This window comes from Cellulophaga sp. L1A9 (assembly GCF_009797025.1).
In the GTDB taxonomy this organism is placed as follows: Bacteria; Bacteroidota; Bacteroidia; order Flavobacteriales; family Flavobacteriaceae; genus Cellulophaga.
In genome coordinates, this window is the sequence record NZ_CP047027.1 from 2,438,587 (window position 1) to 2,457,536 (window position 18,950).

An 18,950-nucleotide genomic window follows, 5' to 3' on the forward strand; every position below is an offset into this window, starting at 1 on the left:
TATAAATGAAAAAAATAATTATTAGTGTATTTTGTGTTTTATTTTGTACCTATTATATTAATGCGCAAAGCATTAGAAATGGCACAGTTCAACATCCTGTATTGGGGAAAATTTCGCTAAAAAAAATATATGACAAAGATTTAGAAGAATATATTTTTGTAGGAAAGGGTGAATACCAAAATAAAGAATTTGGTAAAGGGAGCTATATTATTAATTATTTTGATGATGGTAGCCTTGGTTCATGGACAGAAGAATACAAACATCCGAAAAATGGAAAAACTACGATTTATCATGACTATTATCGTAAAATTGAAAATTATACAAATAAAGAGGGTTTAAAAGTAGAAAAAAATACAACTTATGATAGTGAAGGTTTACTTAAAAGTACAGCAAATTTAATTGATGGTAGAAAAGAAGGAAAACAATTTGAATATGGTTCTAATAATGAACTATATATAGTAGAAAACTATGTAAAAGGAAAAAAAGAAGGAATACAATATCGCTATCACCCAAATGGAGAGCTTTCTAATGAACAAAATTTTTTAGATGGAAAAATGTTTGGTCCATATAAAGTATTTTATGACAACAAGAAATTAAATGAACAAGGGAGTTATGATGTAGATGGGAAATTAGATGGTGATTTCTATGCATATACAAAAGATGGTAAATGCATAGAAAAAGGAAAATATGTACATGGCATAAAGTTTGGAGAGTGGGAAGAGAGAATGCGTTCAAATGATCATTTGTTTGAATATCAAGCTATATGTACATATACTAAAGATTCAGCTACCTGTGTTGAAAAAAAATTCTATGTTAATAACAATTCAAACGAGCTACAAAAAATTGTAAACTTTAAAAAAGTAAACGAGGAAGGAAAAAGAGAATACATTAAGCCAGACTATAGTGATGATAATTATGGAATAGTAAAACATGGACTTTATAAAGAACTTTATGCAAATAGAGTGCTGGAAGAAGGAAATTATCAAAACGGTAAAAAAATAGGTAAATGGAAATCATATTATAGAAATGGAAATCTACACATTTCCGCAAACTATTATAAAGGTTTAAATGACGGTATTTGGAACTATTATAATGAGGATGGCACACTGTCATCCACTGATAAGTATCACAAGGGTGAGGAAACTGAATACGTAAAGCCAAATATTCAAATATTAATTGGAGGTTTTATTTTTATTTTTTTAGTGATAATTCTTGTTCTAAAAGACAAGAAATTACAAAACACTAAATTAGAGAATACAAATCAGCTAAAAGTAAATAGATTATTATTAAGTTCATGTATTCTAATACTATATGTGGCAAATATTCCTTTTTTAGAAGATACAATCCATTCTATATTTGATACACCATTTGGTTGGTCCAAACTAGTTCCTGTTACGGGTTTGAGTATTTTGCTAATCACAACAATCTTTTTTTCACTAGTAAATAAACCAAGTTTAAAGCATATTCTATTAGGTGTTTTTGGATTTTTATTTATTTGGTTTCTAGTAGCAATAGTAGCAGCTTTCTTTAGTGAATTTTTAGTTTATTTGGCAAGTAATTTTCCTTATATATACGATGATGAACCATTTATAGCTATTTATGCTTTTTGTATCGCTTGTTTTTCGGGATTATTATTTATAGTCAAATATTGGAATATAAAAAATGAAATTAGCTACCTGCATTTTTTTATCGTTTCATTTATTTTAAACATAATTGTCAGTTATGTTATTACCAACCCATCATTAGATGATATAGAGGTGAATTATGACGATATAACAGTTGTGTTTTTATTAAACTATTTAATTGTGATGTGTTTTCTAAGTTTTAGTGCTATAAATAATTTGAAATACACTCAAAAATTTAAAAAACCAGTAGTAACGTTCTTAGTTGGTATTTTTATTTTTTCCATTTTATTGATAGGATATAAATATATTGACCCTTTTGAGACTGATTGTGAAAAAGTAATTGGTATGGAGAATTATTTAGAAGATATTTCAGATGAATTAAAAGAAGATTCCTCGAGTTTAAATAAAGAGTATAATGAAAAATATAGCCTTGAGTTGAATGTGGATATTGGTATAACTGCCACGAAGAGTATTAAAGAGTTAGAGGTTTTTGATAAAAAAATAAATTATTTAAATAGTGTTATACGAGAAGACTACAGTAAAGCTTTGAAGACTGAAATAATAGACTGTAGTTTAGTTTTAAAACAACATGCAGAATTAAAAGAGTTATCTATCCAGCGCGCAGAAAAGCTTTTAAAGCTTTACAAAATTGAATTACGTGATAAGTTTGAAGAGGAAAAGCAACCCGAGAACAGGAGCAAATTTTAGAAGATGCAAAAGCTGATTTTGTTTTTGTAGAAGCAGGTACGTTTACGATGGGTAAAAATGGAGTTTCAACTGCCTATGAACATGAAGTTACTTTAGATAGTTATTCGATAAGTAAATACGAAAAAACTTGGGAGGAATTTAATTGGTATTTTTTATTAAATGATATGGATATAATTAATCCACAATATAGAGGCAAAATAAAAGATTATGGTGCTAGTTGGGAAATAAAAACAATACAACAGATACTATCAAATGATATTATTTTTTTAGAGAGAAACAATACATGAAAGAATATATTAGAAGTCAAATTGTTTTTTTAATTCTAAAATTGAAGTGCTTTAGAGAAGTATTAAACACACAAATAGGAATAATAACTGGGTTTATATAATAGAAACAATTTTTTTAAATGAATAAATTTTTTAAACTAGTAATATTTGTATTAATAAGTATACTATTTATTAATTGTGGAAGTGTAAGAAATGACATTGAATTTAAACAGGGTACTACAAATTATAATGTCATTTTAATGAAAACAAAGGATACAGAAAATTTAATTATAAGGATACAATTTCCTAATAAAATTACCATAAGTAATAATTCTTTTTCAAGCGAAAATTTTATAACATTAGATTATAAGTATAATAATGTTCCAATTGGTAGAGATCTTCATATTGGCTTATTTAGTCAAGAAGGTAATATATTAATAAAAACGACTAATAATAGTAGAAAAACTATTCCTGGTAACAAAAGTCTTGAATATGTTTATTACACTAGGCATTTTGTAGATTCAACAGAAGCAATTCAACAGCAGTTTAAGCCTTATGTGCAAGAAATGTTAGAAGAAAACAAAGATACTTTACATATAGGTACAGTTTCAGATTTCAAAAAAAACCATAAAGAACTATTTGAAAGACTTACTAAAAACGATAGTATTTCTGTGCAATTTTTAGACGGTAATAAATTTGGTGAACGTATCTCTGTGCCAGTGGAGTGGTAAAATCTGGTATTAAGGTTAAAAAATATGAAAACATTATTTTCCCGCTAGTGCGAACGTCACGCTCGTGCCTGCGTTATTTTAAAGTTATCTAATAACTTTTCCTTATTTAATGCTTTTGAGCTGAGTTTAGGATTCGGTTTTGTTTGTTTTGCTAATTCGGGAGCTAAACTAAAATATTAGGAGTAGCAACTTTAAATTATGCAGGAATATTTTAAAAGTCAAGAATGCTGCTTTTGGTAATGTTGAACTAGGAAACTATTTAGCTAAGTAGAGTGAAAAGGTTTCAAAAGATGACACAAATGATTTTCATGGAGAGTTAATTAAATTTTTTGCAATTTTCTCACAAGGATATTTTAATAATATTTTTGGAGATAGTGATGACAGAATTTCAAAAAGTGAAATTAAAAGTATGTTAAATAGTGACTTTATTCATTATAATAATGAAAGTGTTATCTTTTCAGGTGCTTGTAATTCTGGTACTGGACTTACAAATTCTTTTGCCCAAGAATTAGCAAATATATCGGGTGCAAAGGTCATAGGAATGGTAAATGACGGGGCTGCAGTTGTTAATTAGACAAGAGGTAATTCGACTACCCCAGAAATGATTTATGGCCCTAAGATGGGAGATCAAGAAAATGGAAAGTTTTATTCTTTTTCAAAGAATAGTTTCCCCGTCGAAATAGGAAAAAATATAGATATTATTAAATTAATAGACAAGCAATTATTAAAATGATGAAGCTGATAAATATAACATTATTTTCAATTACTATTTTAGTCAACTCCTGTTATTCTCAAAAAAAGGATCAAGAGTCCAGTTGTTCTAGAAGTAATTTGCAGGAACTTCACCAAGCTTCTGAATACAATGAAATCGGATCTGTTTTTTATTATGATGAAAACTGTAAGGTAGATTCACTACGTTTGGAATTTAAGTTAGATGACCGCTCTTTCACTAATTCTAAAAACTTTAAATTAGAAAATTTATTAATAAAACTGGGTTATATTGGCGAGGATACAAGCCATTTTTCAGAGCAAATTGTTTTAGATAAATTTATTTTTTCCAAAAAAAATTTAAATGTAATTGCAAAGTTTCCTTTAACAGATACAAGATTGGACTCCATTAATTATTTAGTTGTTGAAACAGTTGGTGTAGAAGAAGGAAGAATGTCTATTTCAAATTTATATTCTTATAATAATTCACTGTTTTTAGTAGGTAAACAAAACACATATTTAGATCACAAAGCATTCTTAAAAACTAATGTTGTTTATAATATAATTTCGACTAAAAATAATATTATTAATAAAATTTCACTCACTGTAAAGACTACAAACATAGATGCGTTAACTGCTTATAATGTTGTTGTCAATGGCATAGAATTAAATTTTAAATATAGTGTCAATGCTTCATTTAATAACTTTAAAATAGAAGATAAAGGATGTGTTTTAGAAAATGTTCTTAAAATGAATGGCAACTATCTAGAATTGAAATTAGATGTAAGTAAATTAAATATTAAAAAAATTGATAAAGTTGAGGCTAATTTATATTAAAGAGTAATACTTACAATAAGTAATGTCTTTATTCTTACTTAGATGCGTTGGTTTGAAAATTTTATTTCCTTCTGCGTAAATGTTCCCCGATAGCGCGAGCGTCACGCTCGTGCCTGCGTTATTTTAAAGTTGTCCTTATTTAATGATTTTGAGCTGAGTTTAGGATGCGATTCTGTTTGTTTTGCTAGGTCGGGAGAATTTGTGGAGTGGGAATGCATTATGGGTTCAACCTACATTATATTGCTTGTAATCTAAATTATACGCATGGGACTAGAGATTGTAATCCATGTTCTTCTCTTGATAACAATTGCGTAAATTGTGGACAAATACATAACAATCATTTGCATTCGGGTAATTGTAATAATGCAAGCACGCTAAAATATATTATTATGGAGAATTCAAAGAAAATAATATTATTTTCAATATTACTTTCCGCTTTTATTTTTCATTTATTATATGGTAGTAATTTTTATAAACCAGAGACTTTTTCAACAGGTCATAATGATTACTTAATAATAAATCGAAATAAGACTAAGGATAGTGTTGAATTATTAAATCAACATACTTCTATAGGTAATAAGCAAGATACAGTTAAATGTAAAAATGATCCAGCGGTATATACTGAAGTGGTTGCAGGTTTATTATATAAAGATAATAATTCGGATATTTTTCTAAAGCGCCAACGTGAAATAATAAAAAGCCCATTTGGCGGAGAGTTATCAAAGTGTCAAAAATTTCCATTTTCTTTTAACAAATCTGTGGGGACCTTAAATGATTCTATTGCTTTTTTGAAAGATGTGGTTGATATAGGTTCTTTTAGTAAGTTGGAGCATAGTGATGTATATTTTTATGATAAAAATTACATGTATGTTTATCGAGACTACCCTGTTTGTTACCCTCCTTTTTATCAAATAGAAATTAATAAAAAGTATGCCCGTATTCTTGATGCCGACTACATTAAAGATTTAAATAAAGTTTATTGGAAAGGTCTTGAAATTGAAAATGCTGACGCCAACTCTTTCACTACTAAAATAGTAGCAGATAAAGAAGGCAAACCGTTTACCATTGTACATGATAATAAGCAAATTTATTTTTTTGCTGAGCCTATGAATCTGGAACGTTTTAATAATTTACCATTGCCTAAGAAAACCTTGGACGCAGTTCGAAAAACGTTTTATAAATAGCAATGGATTATGTTTATTGAGACTAAAGACCTGTTTTTCGTAAACTTAAATGCGATAGTTTAAAAATTTTATTTCCTTTTGCGTAAATGTTCCCCGATAGCGCGAGCGTCACGCTCGTGCCTGCGTTATTTTAAAGTTGTCCTTATTTAATGCTTTTGAGCTGAGTTTAAGATTCGATTTTTCGTTTTGCTAATTCGGGAGAATTTGTGGAGTGGGAATACATTATGTATTCAACCTACCTTACATTGCTTGTAATCGAAATTATACGCATGGGACTAGAGATTGTAATCCATGTTCTTCTCTTGATAACAATTGCGTAAATTGTGGACAAATACATAACAATCATTTGCATTCGGGTAATTGTAATAATACAAGCATAGAAAATATAATTTAAGATGGAAGTAATTAAAGCACTTATTTATTTATTTTTAGTTTTTTCATTATTATCCTGTAAAAAAGAAAAAAAAATATTAATATCTGAAAAGTTAGAGTTATCCAGTGATAAACCAAATTTTGTTTCTAATAATTTAGAAGCGGACTCGGTATTTGGTGATAAGGTTATCGAAAAACCTTTTGGATTTAGTGACTTAGAAAAGGGAAATATCAATAATGATATACAGGCATTAGATTATTTTAAAAAATTTATATCTGGACTTAGTTTTAAGGAGTATATGGGTACGTTAAAAAGTTATTATACTCAAGAGTATTATGATGATGATTTATTCTATTTTCCTTTAAAAAATAAATTACACAAATTATATTTTAAAGATAATATTTTGCTAAAACAAGGTGATATATCCTATTCTTTTATTTTCACAAAAAAACAATCAAACAACCCAAATAGAAATCAAGAAAATATTTTTTTGGTCACACTAAAAGGTAATGAGGTTATATCAAGTAAGAGAATTTATTCTTATTTTTTAGGAGAATTTGGGCTTAGAAATTCTAGATTTTTTTATATAAATGAAAATAATGTCCTCTACATTCAAGATTTTAAACAAGAAGAAAATATAGCTTCAATAAGTAATATCTACAAATACGAAATTTCTGAAAAAGGAAAGTTTATTCGGTATTATGATAAAAATGGAGATTATAAAAATGAAATAGAAGAAGGACTGGTTAAAAATAATACTAGAGAAGGACCATGGGTGGAGAAAAAAAGGAATACTTATGTGAATGATTTTACTTATTTAGAAGCTCATTTTGAGGACGGGAAGCCTGTAGGTGAATGGAGTTATTTTGCACTCAAGTATAAAAGAAATTCGGAAGGGCAAGCAGATTTAGCAACAGCGACCAAAAGCGCTCTATTGTATACGGAAATGTACAAAGACGGAGAAATGATAAATCGAGAGTTTAAAAATGAATAAACTAAAGGGGTTTATTTTTTATAATAGTTTTTGTCTGAACAGCAAAACTAGCCAAAAAAGTATAAAGATAATATCAAATGTTACGTATAATACTAAGATTAGCGAAAGAGAATCTTAATAGAGTGATTACAACACAGTTTCCCAATAAAATTGAAATAACGAGTGACTCCTTCGAAGTAGAATCATGTGTTATGACTTTATAATAATGGTAAAACACAAATTATAATAAGAGTTCTAGAGAACTAGGGCAAGATTTTTTTGTTGGAGTTTTCCGATGGGTGTACAATTAAAAAAACACTTATAAACTAATGCGTTTAAAATTGGAAAAACGGTGGATATTTAAAATTTATTCGATAAACAAAAATTAAAATAATTATTTTATGAAATTGCTTTTTGAAATATTATTGGTTACACTTTTAAGTTTTAATTCATGTCTATCTGGTAAGGATAAGCAAACAAGTAATGATTGTATTAAAAATAGTTTTAATGTTTTACAAGAAATATCAGATGAAAACGAAATAAAGACAAATTTTTACTATAATAAAAACTGCAAGTTAGATTCGTTACGTTTGGAGTTTAAATTAGATGATCGTTCTTTTGGTAATGAAGAAGATTTTAATTTAGATTTTATTGTAGCAGATATTGGATACATTCATAAAGACTCAACTTATTTTATGAAACAGTTCAATACAAAAGAGTTTCAAAAGAGTGGAATTAATGGGAATGTAATGGTTACATTTCCATTAGAAGGCGTTGCAGTAGACACTATTAATTTTATAGCAGTAAGCACTATAGGCAATGAAAGAGAAAAGACGTTAGTTTCAAATTTATATTCTTATAATAATTCACTGTTTCTAGTGGACAAACAAAACACATATTTAGATCACAAAGCGTTCTTAAAAAAAAATGTTATTTATAATATCATATCGACTAAAAATAATATTATTGATAAAATTTTACTCACTGTTAAGACTACAAACATAGATGCATTAACTGCTTATAATGTTGTTGTCAATGGCATAGAATTAAATTTTAAATATAGTGTCAATGCTTCTTTTAGTGACTTTAAAAAAGAAGATAAAGGATGTATTTTAGAAAATGTTCTTAAAATGAACGGCAACTATCTGGAACTTGAATTAGATGTTAGTAAATTAAATATAAAAAAAATAGATAAAATTGAGGCTAATTTATATTAAAGAGTAATAATTACAATAAGTAGTATCTTTATTCTTACTTAGATGCGTTGTTTTAAAAATTTTATTTCCTTCTGCGTAAATGTTCCCCGCTACCGCGAGCGTCACGCTCGTGCCTGGGTTATTTTAAAGTTGTCCTTATTTAATGCTTTTGAGCTGAGTTTAAGATTCGATTTTGTTTGTTTTGCTAAGTAGGGAGAATTTGTGGAGTGGGAATGCATTATGGGTTCAACCTACATTACATTGCTTGTAATCGAAATTATATGCATGGAACGAGAGATTGTAATCCCATAGAACCTAATGCAGTTAATTTAGGAGGAATTCATAATTCTCATTTATAGAGCTCAAATTTTAACCGTCAAAATACTCATGATTTTATTCAGGATATAATATGAAAAAGAATTTTTTAATCCTATTTCTTTTATTTATTGCTTGTAAAGGTGGAAATAAGAATTTGAATGCACCTCAAACTATCCAAGATAATGATTCATTGGTTCAGGTAAAAGAAGAACGCATACCTCTAGAATTTATCTCTGAAATACCAGATTTTGAATTACCGTTAGGGAATATTGATTTATTAAAAACTATTTTCCCTAGTAAGTTTGGACTTCCTTTGGAAACTGATGAAGATGGAGCATATTTAAATTTGAAGCTCGATTATTTTACAAAAAAAATACAATCTATTACCAATACTTGGAAAAAGATATTGAATACGGATGGCTTTAACTATACACTTACAATAGAAGATTCTTTAAAATATTCTATGTACTCAAACTTTGGGAAGCAAATTGTAAGAGAAAATTATGAATTTATAGGGAAGATTAGAGATAAGGATTTCATTTTGTTGTTAGGTAAACACACGAGTGATAATGCTTTAAAATCCTATAATTTTATTAATATAGTAACTGTATCAGTAGATGGTGTAATAATTGATGATTTAATACTTTACAAGCAAGAATTTGACTATGTTTCCTCATATTCTACTTTCTCATTTATGGATAATCAAATGATAGTTTCTTCTAAGAATTTTTCTGCAATTGAAGGTGAATATTTTTGTAAAAAAGAAGAAAGGCACAAAATAGCCTCTGATGGTAAATTTATTCGGTATTATGATAAAAATGGAGATTATAAAAATGAAATAGAAGAAGGACTGGTTAAAAATAATACTAGAGAAGGACCATGGGTGGAGAAAAAAATGAATACTTATGTGAATGATTTTACTTATTTAGAAGCTCATTTTGAGGACGGGAAGCCTGTAGGTGAATGGAGTTATTTTGTACTCAAGTATAAAAGAAATTCGGAAGGGCAAGCAGATTTAGCAACAGCCACCAAAAGCGCTCTATTGTATACGGAAATGTACAAAGACGGAGAAATGATAAAACGTGCGTTCACAAATGAATAGACCAAATAGTAGAACATAAATATTGGGATGGAGCTGATATTTGGGGCGGAGATTTGTATAAAAATTGTGAAAAAAAAATCGGCAATTATCATTATAAATACAATTAACCACGGACGGGAGTGGCAAGAAGTCATGGAGCATTTAGCAATAAAAGATCCAGATGGTAAATAGTTTAAAGTGTATGATGATGCCGCTAAAAAAGAGGAATCCGTGGAGTGGCTCCATTACCTTCACTAAATGAATTAGCGGGATTATTAGTACAAGAACAAAAAGCAGAGATGGATTTTTGATTGGAAGAAGAAGCACAGTTAGAAATAAATGCCGCCAAATTAGAAGGTTTAGAAGCTATAAGAATAGCAGTTAATAAATGGAATCATAATGAAAATCTACATTGGGATTTATTAGCAATTAATAAAGGAATAGCCAATAAATTATTACAATCAAGATATAGAAATTAAAATTCAAGTAGAAAATAAAGATGGTGAGCTTGTTTTTAAAAATATAGTTTTCAGCTCTTGATACTTTTAGAAGACCTATTGAGAAAAATGAAGTTAAAAAAGATAAAGAATCATCAAGAAGTTTATTAGGAAATATACTTTTATCTGGCAGTTTTGGCCAAAATATAGGTATACATTTGACAGAAGGAGGAAGAGAATACAGAGATAAAGTCAACGAAGATCTTCACAAAGGATTGAATAAGCTAAAGCCAACTTATCAAAATAAAACATTTAGAAATTTAACAATAAATGAATGGAATACAATGCATTTATCACGCCCAGCAGCAGACGATCTAGATTTACGAGAGTAATATTATTAATTGTTTTAAGTGTAATCTTTAATTCTTGTTTGTCAGGAAGCCATATTGATAAAGAGTTATTCTATATTCCTATTGGAATAAAAGGAAACATATCAATATTATTTAATTGTAAAGATGGTAAACCTAAAAAATGGAAAGAAGGAAAAAGACTTTATGAAATACCTATTTCAGGTGTTTTAAAAACTCAATTTAAAGAGAATATTGGTCGCCTTTCATTTGAAGAAGATGGTATACCATTTAAAGTTGAAAAATATAGAGAATATGCTCAATTTTTCTATGTGGACGAAAATTATAAGCCAATTAAAAAGATAAACTATGTGCCTTATTTTGGACCATACTATGTATCGTATATAATTAAAAATCAAATCAATGTAACAGGAACTAATAATGTTATTGGTTTTGGAAATGAAAAAGAGGAGTACAGTTCATCTGATTATTTGTTATTTTTTGGAGATACTCTTGATTACAAAAAAGTAGACTTAACCAATAAAACAAAACAGGATTGGTTAAGAATTGAAAATTGGGATACTTACGATTATCGCAATAAATAGAAAAAGTAAAATTGTTCTATTAAGGTAATATCATACGCATTTGGTGTAAAAATAAGACAGGTAGCTTTTAAGAGTAATGTAAGTTGTTGTATTTACCCAATCAGAAAGACTATTGTTAAATTCCCATTTTTCTCCATCTTGTAATATTTGGGTAGAACTCATTTAATTTGTGTTTTCTTTAGGTTAATCAAAACCAAATCTATCAAAAATGCGAATGCTTTTCATAGCTTTAATGATATTATGATGTTTTTCATAGTGTTATGATAAATAATACAGTGATAAAAATATAATATATTTGTTCATCATGGTTCAGTTCTTAAAAATACGGATAGATGGTATTCTCATTTTGAAACAAATCAGTGGCTCTTAGAATATGCTCCTTATAGATCTCCTATGCATCAGGAGAACGAGGAAAAACTACAACGACAATCACTCAAATAAAAATAAGGATGAAATTTAAAAAATATATAGGGGTATTAATGGGGTTATCATTTTTAGTAACTATGCCCGCTTCGGGAAAAGGTTTAGAAACTGGACTAGAGCGTTGTATTTCTGATATAATGAAATCAGCAGGGTATTGTTCAGAGACAGAGTCTTTTGCTAAACTAGATAAAAGTAGTCTCATTTTTTTTAAAAAACTCAAACAGAAAGAGATTGATTTACATGGTATCACAACGATATATTCAAAAAAAATGAAAGTATCTAAAGAGTCTAAATATCTGGATTTTGAAATTCAAATTTGGTCTTTTGAGGATGAAGAACAGGCTGAAGAGGCTTGTACTTTAGTTAAAGATTCTGCTCTAGAATCTTCCTTTTTTGAAAAGCCACCTAAAGTTATTTCTTACTACAAAAATCATTGCATATTTATAACTACACCAGTTTTTTTAAATAGAAAACTTATAGAAAAGGCTTTAATTATTTTGGACTCCAATATTATCAACTGTTCTGAATAATTTTTTAAATTAAGTAAGTTGTAATGTGTGATCAGATAAATAATGAGATGTCACCGATAGCGCGAGCGTCACGCTCGTGCCTGCATTACTTTCATTTTTTGAGCTCAGAATAGTTTTTTCGATTTTGTTCGTTTTGCTAAGTCGGGAGAATTTATGGAGCGCAGCTAATTTAAAAGATATAAAATGAAAAATTTAATAATATTTTTACTAATTATAAATACTTTACTAAGTTGTAAAGAGAATATAAAGCAACACGCAAATACTGAAGAGTTAGAAATAGAAAATTTAGAAATTAAGGAAGAAATTATTTTAAACGATACAATTACTACATGTATTTCTAAAAGGAAAGATTTTAAATTATTTGATAAGCTAAAAAAGGATAGAAAAATAGATATCTTGGATATCTCGGGATCGCAATTTTATTATGCTTCGAGAAAAAATGATGTTTACTCTTTATTTAATGGAGAAAACATTAAGTGTGTCTCTTCTGCAAGTAGTGGTAAATATTCGTTCTTTAAGATTTTTTATAGAAAGGATTTAGAATCATTTGAAGTTTTCTCTAAAATAAATAAATTAGAAGAAACTGATAGAAATTATGATAAGTATCATGGCTATTTTAAAAGAGGAATAGTTTTTTCTTTAGACTCAAAAGAAAACACAATTACACTCGTTACATTCAATGTTTTCGCAGATAATAGTTTGCCCAAAAAAGTAAGGACATTTTTTAAGCAGAACGAAAATGCTTTTGAAAAAGTTTTTATGACTACCGGAATTGGTACTGTTGAAATTCTTGTGGAGTAAGAGTTCTAATACCTTGTAATTTGATTCGGTAAGCTTATGATACGAGTTTTTTTTAATCATGTTTTCAGAATAAACTTTTTTATGAAAAATATATTCCTAATATTAAGTGTATTAACACTACTCTGCTGTAAAGCACAAACAGAAAACGTAGAATTAAGTTTTGAGAAAACCGATGCACCCCTTAAGATAATGGAGTCTTTTATTATGAATGATAGTATTTATGTTACTTTATTAAAACCTTATAGAGTTAAGGTAAAAAGTAATTATTCTAACGACATAAAATTAAGTGAGATTTCAATAGGTCCTGATAATGATGGAGCGTCTGATCTGGGTAAATACTTAATTTTTACAGACAAAGAAAAATTGGCTCCTTATCCTAGAGGTGTTAAGTTTTCAGATTTCGAAATTAAGACTTTCGATATTTATATTGGTTATAAGATGTTTATCACAAATTTAGAGAAGAATGATCTTCTTAAAAATTCTGTTTTTTTAGAAGAAAATAGAGAGCGTAAAGTGTATGATCTTAGTAAAAGTGAAATAGCAGCTCGTTTTTTTGAACAGAAGATTACTGATGACATAAGAGGGTATCTCTCCTTTAGTTTTTACAATTATGAAAATGAATTAGGTTTAAGAGAAACTATAGCTGTTGAGTAATGTTGTGTAAGATTGTTTACTATTATATAACTAAATTTAAAATTTGAGTTTTGGACACTTTATTTATGACAATTCTTATTTCCATTTTTTTATCTATTTGGTATAAAATAGTTAAGAATAAAAGGGGAAAAGAAAATTTAAGAAACGATAGAAGGTTGTTTGGGTTATTGAAGGAGTCTTTTTCATTTGCAATACCTACTAAAACCATAAGTATTGATGGCTTTAGAAACGTTGAATATGTTGATACATATCGGACTTCTAATTCTGAAATTTTAGAGCAACGCAGAGTAAAAGAAAGTAGTAGGCTAAAAGGGAAAAGTTTTATAGAACGCTTTTTTGAAGAAGATACTAATGACCATGACTCAGTGATGCGGAACGTTACATTTTTTAGCACTCAGTTAACATTATCCTTTACCCATAAAAATATAGCTTATAAATTTTATCCACGTCTTCCCATTAACGAGACAAAGATTAGTTATTTATTATCTAAACGAGAAAATTTAGTAGTTTACGTATTAAAATTTGACCCTAATAAAAAAAGTGATATTCCGGATGTTAATACATTAAAACAATATTTCTTTTTTTTAGATGTTAGATTTTTAAATATTGGCGGGCAGAAATTTATATATTTAGGGAGAGAGATTTTGGAGAAAAAGACTTGCTAGCGAGAGTGTCACTTCCGATCCTGCATTACTTTCCTGTTTTGCGCTCAGTGTAGCTTTTTTGACTTTGTTCGTTGTGCTAAGTCGGGAGAATTTATGGAGCGCGACAATATTTACTCATACAATTCAAAAATTTTGCTCCCTAAAAAGGGCTCTTTTCTAATTGTAAAAACTGATTTATTTTTATGACTGGTATCGGAATTATTTTTAGTGTAGTATTATTTATTTGTGTTTACTTTTTTAGAAAACACAAAACCAATATTATAAGAAGTGGAGGTCAATTAAAATCTATACGATTAGAAGAGCTTTCAACAATTCAGTTAGATAATTTAGTGGTAGATGGTTTTAATAGAAAAGAGGAGCAATTTGTGGATGAGTATGGTACCGTTTATACTCCTGAAAAGTACCAAGAGCATTTGCAATCGGAAAATATTTTTACCATGGGAAGGAAGTTTAGACAGGAGTCTGTTAAAAACTTTTTTTCAGTAGTTAATATTCCATTGTCCTATAATGGAAAGGACTATGAATTTAGATTGAAAATCCCTTTAGATGAAATTACATTACGGATGAGGTTTTATAATAAAAAGACTACAAAAATTTATTTAAGTGAAAAGCAATATCTAGGTGGTAACATTCCACAGATGTCGGCTGAAGGTGTTATTCAAAACTCCTTCAAAGAGAATAAAGATAAAGAAGGCTATTTTATTATTGATTTAAGCTTTTTAGGATTACCTACAATAGGTTTAGAGTGTTTGGGGGCTATTACAATGGATTAAAGTTGAAAATCACTTCGCCTGCTAGCGCGAGTGTCACGCTCGTGCCTGTTCTATTTTTTATTTCAACATATTTCAGTCTAAAAAAGTTGTAAAAAAGTCTCATGCTAATATTTGTGAATGAGTCGTAAACCATAGTAAAAACAATACTTAGCCTATATAAAGCAAGGACAAAAGGATAATAAAATACAATAAACTATTTTTACTCCTGTTTCATGCCCTTGCCTGAAGCTATAATTTACAATAAAAAAATATCCATGAAGAATAATAAATTCAACTTTAAATGAAAGGAGACGTAGTAGCTACTAGTGTATTCTGCTTAATTCTACTTGCTGGGGGTACATTTCTTTATTTTTCTATAAGTCGTACTATTGAAACGGTAAATTTTATTCAAAACTCTGAACTGACAACAGGATACATTAGCGGGTTTGAGGTAGCCTATAATACAAATACTAGTGATAGTTCTTCTGATACTAGGTACACTCAAGTGTTGTTCGTTGATAATAGAGGGGCAAATGTTTATATTCGCTCTTCCAGTTCAAGTTCTTTTACTACAGATAGAATAGGAGACGAAGTTGAAGTACGCTATATTACAGGAAGAAGCAACGAAGCTCGGATTGCTAGCTTTTTCTTAGATATGTGGGGCTTAACACTTTTATTTGGTTTGTTTGGAATAGTTTTTACTGCTCCGGGAATAATTTTTGTTTGGAATGCACTTTATGATGTTATTACTAATTTAACTTCTAAGTGATGGTTTTCTGATTTCCTGCGAGTGTCACACGCGTACCCACATTACTTCATGTTTTGAGCTCAATATAGCTTTTATACTTTGTTTGTTTCGCTAAGTTGGGAAATTTGTGGGGTGTAGCTAAAACTAGAAAGATTTTTTTTGTAAAAGTAAACGGGTATTCATACGCTAAGGCATGCCATAAAGATGAATGCTTTAGCGTATGTTAACTAGCTCAATTAAATAGTTATTGCTGCTATTTCCCAGATTTATCTAGGTTAGCACGCTCAGGCTCTTCAAGATTGTCTTTACTATCTCCACCCTGACTATAAAGTGTGTTTTCCTCGTCTTTTAAACCAAGGTTTGGTGTAAGGTTTACTTCATATCTTCCTGGAACATCTAAGTCCTCCCCAGAAAAATCAATACGGTTTTTTCTGTCTTGTAATAGCGAATCATCTCCAGTATCCATGCTCAAGCCTTTTTTTCCTAAAGCTTGTAAATCATCTTCAGTTACATTTGAATTATATTTTTCTGTTGCTACGACGTCTTTATTTCTACTCTTTTCCATGTTTATTGTTTTTAATTTGTCTTAGCAAGTTCTATTTTCTTCCTCATAATAATTGACGCAGTTCGTTTAATTATTGCTTCGCAAGCCATTAGTGCTTCTGAGTTGTTAGGAAATGAAGGTAGACACCCTTCTTTTGTTTTAAAAATGTCGTAATTTTATAAAGATTAAATTAAAGCTATTCTAAGATGCCGCTGTATCATAAACAAGGAAAAATACCTCAAAAGAGACATACTATTTTTAAAAAACCTGATGGGACTTTGCATTACGAACAATTGTTTGGCACCATTGGTTTTGACGGAATGTCTTCTTTAATGTATCATTTACACAGACCTACTCAGATAAAAGAGGTGGGTGATTCTATTGATATTTCTCCGAAAGCAGCAGTAGAACATAATATTAAGTCGCGCTTATTAAAAGGCTTTCAAGTACAACCTGTAGATGATTATTTAGAGAGTAGAGTTACGGTGCTATTTAATAACGATGTACATGTAGGGTTGGCAGCACCAAAAAAATCGATGACGGCGTATTTTTACAAGAATACAGATGCAGATGAATTATTATTTATTCATAAAGGTACGGGCACACTAAAGACTATGCTTGGTGAAATTCCGTTTGAATATGGTGATTATTTGGTCATACCTCGTGGGATGATTTATCAAATACATTTTGATACTGAGGAGAATCGACTTTTGGTGACAGAAAGTTATCACCCTATTTATACGCCTAAAAGATACCGTAACTATTTCGGACAGCATTTAGAACATTCTCCATTTTGTGAGCGTGATTTTAAACTGCCGGAAAACCTACAATCGTATGACGAAAAGGGTGAATTTTTAATGAAAGTGAAAAAGCAAGGACAATTGCATCATTTAACCTATGCAACACATCCTTTTGATGTGGTTGGTTGGGATGGTTATAATTTTCCTTACGGATTTTCTATCCATAATTTTGAGCCCATAACAGGGAGAGTGCATCAACCGCCACCAGTACATCAAACTTTTGAAACCAGCGCTTTTGTGGTATGTTCTTTTGTGCCAAGATTGTATGATTATCATCCGCAATCAATACCAGCGCCCTATAATCATTCTAATATAGATTCTGATGAGGTACTCTATTATGTAGATGGTGATTTTATGAGCAGAAAGAGTGTAGATCAAGGCTATATTTCATTGCATCCTGCAGGCATACCTCACGGTCCGCACCCGGGAACCTACGAAGCTAGTATCGGGAAATCTAAAACCGAAGAATTAGCGGTAATGATTGATACCTTTAAGCCACTGAAATTAACGCAAGCGGCTCTAGATATTGATGATGGTAAGTATTATAAATCTTGGATGGAATAGTTCGTTAGTAATGATGTGTTAAAGCCTGAGTTTTTTTGCTTTTCATGTAGAAATTATTTTTCTCTTGCAAGTATATTTATTAGCAAATAGTTTTAGTAAAGAATAGAAAGTCAAAACAAATTCGTATATTTATTTTATGTCAAAAAAAATAATATATACAAAGAAACTTGGCAATAAAGTAGCTGTGTCAGCGAAACCAGATGTTTTACGGAAATTTCACGTGATTAATAGTGTTGGTAGAAAATGGGCTGTAGTGGCAGATGGCAGTACTCTTCCAACTAAAGTATTTACTACAAAATTTAAAGCGATTGAATTTGCAACGAAAACTGCTTGTAAAATTGAAGGTGAGGTTGTAATTCATAAAAATACTGGAGAAATCGAAAAACGATTTTCTGTAGCAAAATAATCAAACTTCCACATGGCATTTGATAAAAATGTTTTTATAAATTGTCCTTTTGACAATGATTTTAGACCTCTTCTTAAAGCTTTAGTTTTTGAATTAATTTATTTAGGATTTTCACCCAAATTATCTCAGACTCTTTCCTCTTCTTCAATTAGAGTAAACGAAATTAAAAATTTAATAAGAACTTGTAAATTCGGTATACACGATTTATCAAGGAGTAAAGCTATGATTATTGGTGAATTACCTAGATTTAATATGCCTTACGAATTAGGGTTAGATATAGGAGCATTAGAATTCGGTAGCAAAAATTTAAAGACTAAAAAAATTTTAATTTTAGAAACCGAAAAATATCATTACCAAAAAGTAATTTCGGATATAGCAGGACAAGATATTGAAAATCATGATGATGATCCAAAAACTCTAATTACGAAGGTTAGGAATTGGTTTTCGGCTAACTTTCCAGAAGAGACTCTTGTCGTTCAAAGTGTTATTTGGATTGCTTATAATCAGTTTATAGACGATTTAGGATCTAATCTATCTGGGACATATACTGAGGAGGAAATTGAGGAAATGCCAATAGGTGACTTTATTAAATTCGTAACAGATTGGATTACAGAGTTCAAAGTGAGAGATGTTGATGTATAACGTAAAGAAACACAATTTTAAATCATTCATTG

21 protein-coding genes are annotated in these 18,950 nt (G+C 29.4%); 20 read left to right on the forward strand and 1 reads right to left on the reverse strand.

What is annotated here, in order from left to right; genetic code table 11:
• Positions 1-5 precede the first annotated feature (5 nt).
• The 17 genes from GQR94_RS10530 to GQR94_RS10610 all read left to right on the forward strand — a co-directional run bounded on the left by GQR94_RS10530 (position 6) and on the right by GQR94_RS10610 (position 15,983).
• A complete protein-coding gene (locus tag GQR94_RS10530) occupies positions 6-2,333 on the forward strand; it encodes a toxin-antitoxin system YwqK family antitoxin (protein WP_158975461.1) in 2,328 nt (775 codons plus the stop codon).
• Between the two features lie 47 nt (positions 2,334-2,380).
• Positions 2,381-2,620: a hypothetical protein gene (locus GQR94_RS10535; protein WP_233268672.1), complete on the forward strand. Its 240-nt coding sequence runs from the start codon at positions 2,381-2,383 to the stop codon at positions 2,618-2,620.
• A gap of 239 nt (positions 2,621-2,859) precedes the next feature.
• Positions 2,860-3,330 (forward strand): hypothetical protein, encoded by a 471-nt coding sequence (locus GQR94_RS10540; RefSeq protein WP_233268673.1) that lies wholly within the window; start codon positions 2,860-2,862, stop codon positions 3,328-3,330.
• Positions 3,331-3,739: 409 nt separating this feature from the next.
• Positions 3,740-3,904: a hypothetical protein gene (locus tag GQR94_RS10545; RefSeq protein WP_158975463.1), complete on the forward strand. Its 165-nt coding sequence runs from the start codon at positions 3,740-3,742 to the stop codon at positions 3,902-3,904.
• 155 nt (positions 3,905-4,059) lie between these two features.
• The gene (locus tag GQR94_RS10550) at positions 4,060-4,875 is read left to right on the forward strand and encodes a hypothetical protein (protein ID WP_199271558.1); all 816 of its coding nucleotides are present in this window, start codon (positions 4,060-4,062) and stop codon (positions 4,873-4,875) included.
• A 389-nt stretch (positions 4,876-5,264) separates the two neighbouring features.
• Positions 5,265-6,059, forward strand: a complete 795-nt coding sequence (locus GQR94_RS10555) for a DKNYY domain-containing protein (protein ID WP_158975464.1) — start codon at positions 5,265-5,267, stop codon at positions 6,057-6,059.
• 395 nt (positions 6,060-6,454) lie between these two features.
• Complete coding sequence (locus GQR94_RS10560; RefSeq protein WP_158975465.1) at positions 6,455-7,426, forward strand: hypothetical protein; 972 nt, start codon at positions 6,455-6,457, stop codon at positions 7,424-7,426.
• Positions 7,427-7,806: 380 nt separating this feature from the next.
• A complete protein-coding gene (locus GQR94_RS10565) occupies positions 7,807-8,622 on the forward strand; it encodes a hypothetical protein (RefSeq protein WP_233268674.1) in 816 nt (271 codons plus the stop codon).
• Between the two features lie 388 nt (positions 8,623-9,010).
• Entirely contained in the window at positions 9,011-10,021 is a 1,011-nt protein-coding gene (locus tag GQR94_RS10570; protein WP_158975466.1) for a hypothetical protein, read from the forward strand.
• Between the two features lie 290 nt (positions 10,022-10,311).
• The gene (locus GQR94_RS10575; protein ID WP_158975467.1) at positions 10,312-10,479 is read left to right on the forward strand and encodes a hypothetical protein; all 168 of its coding nucleotides are present in this window, start codon (positions 10,312-10,314) and stop codon (positions 10,477-10,479) included.
• A gap of 292 nt (positions 10,480-10,771) precedes the next feature.
• Positions 10,772-11,389: a hypothetical protein gene (locus GQR94_RS10580; RefSeq protein WP_158975468.1), complete on the forward strand. Its 618-nt coding sequence runs from the start codon at positions 10,772-10,774 to the stop codon at positions 11,387-11,389.
• A 449-nt stretch (positions 11,390-11,838) separates the two neighbouring features.
• On the forward strand, positions 11,839-12,342 hold the full coding sequence (locus tag GQR94_RS10585; RefSeq protein WP_158975469.1) for a hypothetical protein: 504 nt from the start codon (positions 11,839-11,841) through the stop codon (positions 12,340-12,342).
• A gap of 183 nt (positions 12,343-12,525) precedes the next feature.
• Positions 12,526-13,143, forward strand: coding sequence for a hypothetical protein (locus GQR94_RS10590; protein WP_158975470.1), 618 nt, complete (start codon positions 12,526-12,528; stop codon positions 13,141-13,143).
• A gap of 81 nt (positions 13,144-13,224) precedes the next feature.
• On the forward strand, positions 13,225-13,797 hold the full coding sequence (locus GQR94_RS10595) for a hypothetical protein (protein WP_158975471.1): 573 nt from the start codon (positions 13,225-13,227) through the stop codon (positions 13,795-13,797).
• A 50-nt stretch (positions 13,798-13,847) separates the two neighbouring features.
• A complete protein-coding gene (locus GQR94_RS10600) occupies positions 13,848-14,462 on the forward strand; it encodes a hypothetical protein (RefSeq protein WP_158975472.1) in 615 nt (204 codons plus the stop codon).
• Positions 14,463-14,644: 182 nt separating this feature from the next.
• Positions 14,645-15,235: a hypothetical protein gene (locus GQR94_RS10605; RefSeq protein WP_158975473.1), complete on the forward strand. Its 591-nt coding sequence runs from the start codon at positions 14,645-14,647 to the stop codon at positions 15,233-15,235.
• 280 nt (positions 15,236-15,515) lie between these two features.
• Positions 15,516-15,983 (forward strand): DUF3592 domain-containing protein, encoded by a 468-nt coding sequence (locus tag GQR94_RS10610; RefSeq protein WP_158975474.1) that lies wholly within the window; start codon positions 15,516-15,518, stop codon positions 15,981-15,983.
• Between the two features lie 232 nt (positions 15,984-16,215).
• Here the strand turns inward: GQR94_RS10610 and GQR94_RS10615 are convergent, their stop codons facing one another.
• Entirely contained in the window at positions 16,216-16,527 is a 312-nt protein-coding gene (locus tag GQR94_RS10615; protein ID WP_158975475.1) for a hypothetical protein, read from the reverse strand.
• Between the two features lie 185 nt (positions 16,528-16,712).
• On the opposite strand from GQR94_RS10615, the gene GQR94_RS10620 reads away from it, so the two are divergent.
• From GQR94_RS10620 to GQR94_RS10630, 3 genes are all read left to right on the forward strand, one after another.
• The gene (locus GQR94_RS10620) at positions 16,713-17,870 is read left to right on the forward strand and encodes a homogentisate 1,2-dioxygenase (protein ID WP_158975476.1); all 1,158 of its coding nucleotides are present in this window, start codon (positions 16,713-16,715) and stop codon (positions 17,868-17,870) included.
• Between the two features lie 136 nt (positions 17,871-18,006).
• Entirely contained in the window at positions 18,007-18,276 is a 270-nt protein-coding gene (locus tag GQR94_RS10625; protein ID WP_158975477.1) for a DUF2188 domain-containing protein, read from the forward strand.
• 12 nt (positions 18,277-18,288) lie between these two features.
• The gene (locus GQR94_RS10630; protein ID WP_158975478.1) at positions 18,289-18,918 is read left to right on the forward strand and encodes a hypothetical protein; all 630 of its coding nucleotides are present in this window, start codon (positions 18,289-18,291) and stop codon (positions 18,916-18,918) included.
• Positions 18,919-18,950: the final 32 nt, after the last annotated feature.

Bases quoted from the DNA above. Each gene is read 5' to 3' on its own strand.
- GQR94_RS10530 (WP_158975461.1), top strand. From the start codon at position 6: ATGAAAAAAATAATTATTAGTGTATTTTGTGTTTTATTTTGTACCTAT.
- GQR94_RS10535 (WP_233268672.1), top strand. From the start codon at position 2,381: ATGGGTAAAAATGGAGTTTCAACTGCCTATGAACATGAAGTTACTTTA.
- GQR94_RS10540 (WP_233268673.1), top strand. From the start codon at position 2,860: ATGAAAACAAAGGATACAGAAAATTTAATTATAAGGATACAATTTCCT.
- GQR94_RS10545 (WP_158975463.1), top strand. From the start codon at position 3,740: ATGTTAAATAGTGACTTTATTCATTATAATAATGAAAGTGTTATCTTT.
- GQR94_RS10550 (WP_199271558.1), top strand. From the start codon at position 4,060: ATGATGAAGCTGATAAATATAACATTATTTTCAATTACTATTTTAGTC.
- GQR94_RS10555 (WP_158975464.1), top strand. From the start codon at position 5,265: ATGGAGAATTCAAAGAAAATAATATTATTTTCAATATTACTTTCCGCT.
- GQR94_RS10560 (WP_158975465.1), top strand. From the start codon at position 6,455: ATGGAAGTAATTAAAGCACTTATTTATTTATTTTTAGTTTTTTCATTA.
- GQR94_RS10565 (WP_233268674.1), top strand. From the start codon at position 7,807: ATGAAATTGCTTTTTGAAATATTATTGGTTACACTTTTAAGTTTTAAT.
- GQR94_RS10570 (WP_158975466.1), top strand. From the start codon at position 9,011: ATGAAAAAGAATTTTTTAATCCTATTTCTTTTATTTATTGCTTGTAAA.
- GQR94_RS10580 (WP_158975468.1), top strand. From the start codon at position 10,772: ATGGAATACAATGCATTTATCACGCCCAGCAGCAGACGATCTAGATTT.
- GQR94_RS10585 (WP_158975469.1), top strand. From the start codon at position 11,839: ATGAAATTTAAAAAATATATAGGGGTATTAATGGGGTTATCATTTTTA.
- GQR94_RS10590 (WP_158975470.1), top strand. From the start codon at position 12,526: ATGAAAAATTTAATAATATTTTTACTAATTATAAATACTTTACTAAGT.
- GQR94_RS10595 (WP_158975471.1), top strand. From the start codon at position 13,225: ATGAAAAATATATTCCTAATATTAAGTGTATTAACACTACTCTGCTGT.
- GQR94_RS10605 (WP_158975473.1), top strand. From the start codon at position 14,645: ATGACTGGTATCGGAATTATTTTTAGTGTAGTATTATTTATTTGTGTT.
- GQR94_RS10610 (WP_158975474.1), top strand. From the start codon at position 15,516: ATGAAAGGAGACGTAGTAGCTACTAGTGTATTCTGCTTAATTCTACTT.
- GQR94_RS10615 (WP_158975475.1), bottom strand. From the start codon at position 16,527: ATGGAAAAGAGTAGAAATAAAGACGTCGTAGCAACAGAAAAATATAAT.
- GQR94_RS10620 (WP_158975476.1), top strand. From the start codon at position 16,713: ATGCCGCTGTATCATAAACAAGGAAAAATACCTCAAAAGAGACATACT.
- GQR94_RS10625 (WP_158975477.1), top strand. From the start codon at position 18,007: ATGTCAAAAAAAATAATATATACAAAGAAACTTGGCAATAAAGTAGCT.
- GQR94_RS10630 (WP_158975478.1), top strand. From the start codon at position 18,289: ATGGCATTTGATAAAAATGTTTTTATAAATTGTCCTTTTGACAATGAT.